We start from the raw sequence: 3,272 nt of genomic DNA, 5'->3' as shown, positions 1-3,272 counted from the left end.
AAAACTTCTTTAATCCAAGTAGATTTACAATATAATGCATCAGCTACTATGATGTCTGCAAAATGATGAAATTCTTTATGCAATTTCTTAATTAAACGCTTGCCTGCTGTGATTTCTCCTTCGTCTTTATCTGAAGCATCTCTTTTAGGTTCAAGCATTTCCTGACCTATGATAAGATGTGGATCAGAACCTACAGTTGCACATATTACTGACCTATGAAAGTAATGAGTAATCCCGTCCTTTTGGACTCGTGTAAGACAATTATCACAGCACTTATTAGTGCTTTCAAATAACTCTACACCATCTATTGCAACAACTTTTAGTCAATCTATAGTTCCTTTTCTAAAAACCTTATTTTTTGTACTTGTCTTGATTATACTATTATTAAGTTCATTTAAGCCATCTAAATCAAAATTACTTAAAACACGCCTAATAGTGTCTATACGAGGAATTTTAGTCTTTTTAGGTAATACTTTTTTAAATTTACCTTTTTTAAGCCAATGTTCCAACCTATTAAAACTCCTTATTTGAAGCATAAATCCAAATAATACTACAAAGGTAATTGTTGAAATTTTTACTGAAGATTTTGCTCTTTTATCTTTTAGGGTATTGATTTTTTCTCCAAGATGGTATATCTTAGAGAAGTAGATAAGCATTTGTTTTAAATAACTTTTGTTCATTTTATCAGCATCCTTTCTATTTAGGTTGTCGCAAAACATATTATAGAAAGGATGCTTTTATTTTGCAAATTTTTTCTTTCAATTTCCAGTAAAAAACGGAAAATTACATATTTCTAGCTGCTCTTAGTTAAATTTTATAAATCAACGTGTCTATCATTCTAAAAATTTTTAAATGCGAAATCTCTGAGGAAATTATCTCTTTAATAAGAGCAAAAAGCCGCTTATCACTCTAAGCGGCTTTTCACCATTATTTAGAAACAATTTTTGTATATGGATACTACCTCATCTAACGATAGCTTGTATGGATCCACATTAAACAAACCGCCCATTGTATCCATAGCATTTTTCCCTAATTTTGTAGCTTCATCCTTAGTTACTCCAAAGCTTGACAGATTTAGATCTTCCATTCCTATATTTCTAATCAATTTTTTAAGACCATTTATAAAACACATGGCTTGTTCTTCTACAGTACCTCCAACTATCTCCTCACCCATTGCTTTTGCTATATCTACAAACCTTTCAGGGGCTTTTGAAGCCATGAAGCTAAAATAAGACACCGAAAGCATTATAAGTCCAGCACCATGCGGTATCTCTGGATGGTATGCACTTAAAGCGTGTTCTAACGAATGATGTGAAATACATGATGACAATGATTCTACTATACCTGCGGCAGTACTTGCCCATGCCAATGCAGTACGAGCCTCCATATTATTGCCATCTTCCACAGCTTTCGGAAGATTCTCGGTAATAAGGCTTATGGATTGAAGCGCTAAAACATCGCTTCCTGGCTGATTGACAGTCGCCAAATATCCTTCTACAGAGTGGAAAAATGCATCCATGCCTTGATAAGCAGTAAATTTCGGTGGAATTGACACCATCAATTCAGGATCAACGATGGAAAGTGTAGGATATGTATACTTACATCCAAATCCAATCTTCTCATTTGTCTCTGTCTTTGTCACAACAGCCCACGGATCAGACTCTGTGCCAGTACCTGCCGTCGTAGGGATCGCAACGATAGGCAATGCACCATATTTAACTTCCATGCCTTTTCCGCTGCCACCAGAAACATAATCCCAATAATCACCCGGATTCTTAGTCATTACAGCTATTGCTTTTGATGAATCTATTGTGCTACCGCCTCCTAATCCTATGACAAAATCGCATCCATTGTCCTTTGCTACTTTTGCCCCTTCCGCAACATGCTCTGCAATTGGATTAGGTAATATCTTATCATAGACGATGTAATCGACCCCATTTTGTTTTAAGTAATTAACAACTCTATCCAGATAACCATGCTTTCTCATTGAATTGCCACTACCTATGACCAATAAGGCTTTCTTGCCCGGCAATTTAACAGTAGCTAGCTTCTCCAGTGTGCCCGGTCCAAAAATAATTTCTGTCGGCATAAAATAAGTAAAATTAGTGTTCATATTATATAGACCCCCTCTGACTTTTAATTCATTTATAATTATCCCAACTTCTATTATGATACTCTAAATTTTAAAAGTCAAGAAATCGAACATCTTTTATTAGACAATAATAATTATCTATTTTATATCAATATCCATTCATTAGACTTTAATTTTGATGGTTACCCAATCTATATTTCCATTTATCAAAATAGATACTTGATAAAAATCAATTTTCATGATATATTATATTAGTGTGGTGCTGGCATAGCTCAGTCGGTAGAGCAGTTGATTCGTAATCAACAGGTCAAGGGTTCAAGTCCCTTTGCCAGCTCTGGATTTTGTAGGATTTAAGGGTATCGAGATTTTATCGATGCCCTTTTTGTATGCGAAATATTTGCGAAACTAAGAAATCATTAGCAACAAGCTTCATAAATGAATTTGTAACTCAAAGAAAGAAATAAGAAAATGCGAATAAAAATAATCTGTATTTGATATAAAAGATTGAAAAAACAAAAAATCCTTTATAAAGAATTTCATTCTTTAAATATGCTAATGTTAGTTGCAAAAAAAGAGCTTCAGTATTTATGCTGAAACTCTTTTTTCATTAATGCCTCGAAGTGGAATCGAACCACTGACACAGGGATTTTCAGTCCCTTGCTCTACCGACTGAGCTATCGAGGCGTATTAAAATTATGTATAATAATGGCGACCCAAAAGGGGCTCGAACCCTCGACCTCCAGCGTGACAGGCTGGCGCTCTAACCAACTGAGCTATTGGGCCGCAATATCTATTAACTTATGGTGGGCCTTCAGGGACTCGAACCCCGGACCAATCGGTTATGAGCCGACCGCTCTACCAACTGAGCTAAAGGCCCTCAATTTATGGTGACCCCGACGGGATTCGAACCCATGTTACCGCCGTGAAAGGGCGATGTCTTAACCACTTGACCACGGGGCCACGTATTGGCTCCTCAGGTAGGGCTCGAACCTACAACCTACCGGTTAACAGCCGGTTGCTCCACCATTGAGCTACTGAGGAATATATTATCCGGCAGCGACCTACTCTCCCGAGAAATCAGTACCATCGGCGCTGGAGGGCTTCACTTCCGTGTTCGGTATGGGAACGGGTTTTTAACCTCCGCTATTGCCACCGGAAATCTTTCGTTCATTTGTCTTTT

The 3,272-nt window shown here is 36.9% G+C and carries 2 protein-coding genes, 6 tRNA genes and 1 rRNA gene; 1 reads left to right on the top strand and 8 read right to left on the bottom strand.

All coding sequences use genetic code 11. The features are described from left to right. Positions 1-323 precede the first annotated feature (323 nt). Both BVF91_RS13540 and BVF91_RS12935 read right to left on the bottom strand, forming a co-directional pair. A complete protein-coding gene (locus tag BVF91_RS13540; RefSeq protein ID WP_240495845.1) occupies positions 324-680 on the bottom strand; it encodes a transposase family protein in 357 nt (118 codons plus the stop codon). Positions 681-931: 251 nt separating this feature from the next. Next, complete coding sequence (locus BVF91_RS12935; protein WP_085113756.1) at positions 932-2,113, bottom strand: iron-containing alcohol dehydrogenase; 1,182 nt, start codon at positions 2,111-2,113, stop codon at positions 932-934. 240 nt (positions 2,114-2,353) lie between these two features. On the opposite strand from BVF91_RS12935, the gene BVF91_RS12930 reads away from it, so the two are divergent. Next, positions 2,354-2,426 (top strand) — tRNA-Thr (locus tag BVF91_RS12930). A gap of 277 nt (positions 2,427-2,703) precedes the next feature. On the opposite strand, the gene BVF91_RS12925 is transcribed toward BVF91_RS12930, so the two are convergent. From BVF91_RS12925 to rrf, 6 genes are all read right to left on the bottom strand, one after another. Then, positions 2,704-2,776, bottom strand: a tRNA-Phe gene (locus BVF91_RS12925). Between the two features lie 22 nt (positions 2,777-2,798). Continuing rightward, positions 2,799-2,875 (bottom strand) — tRNA-Asp (locus tag BVF91_RS12920). Between the two features lie 18 nt (positions 2,876-2,893). Then, positions 2,894-2,969, bottom strand: a tRNA-Ile gene (locus tag BVF91_RS12915). An 8-nt stretch (positions 2,970-2,977) separates the two neighbouring features. After that, positions 2,978-3,052: transfer RNA gene (locus tag BVF91_RS12910), tRNA-Glu, on the bottom strand. 6 nt (positions 3,053-3,058) lie between these two features. Then, positions 3,059-3,133, bottom strand: a tRNA-Asn gene (locus BVF91_RS12905). Between the two features lie 7 nt (positions 3,134-3,140). Continuing rightward, a 5S ribosomal RNA gene (gene rrf, locus BVF91_RS12900) occupies positions 3,141-3,249 on the bottom strand. Between the last annotated feature and the right edge of the window lie 23 nt (positions 3,250-3,272).

Source organism: Thermoanaerobacterium sp. PSU-2, assembly GCF_002102475.1.
GTDB lineage: Bacteria > Bacillota > Thermoanaerobacteria > Thermoanaerobacterales > Thermoanaerobacteraceae > Thermoanaerobacterium.
Note: the sequence above shows the minus strand (reverse complement) of the source record. Positions and strands in the feature narration are given on the sequence as shown.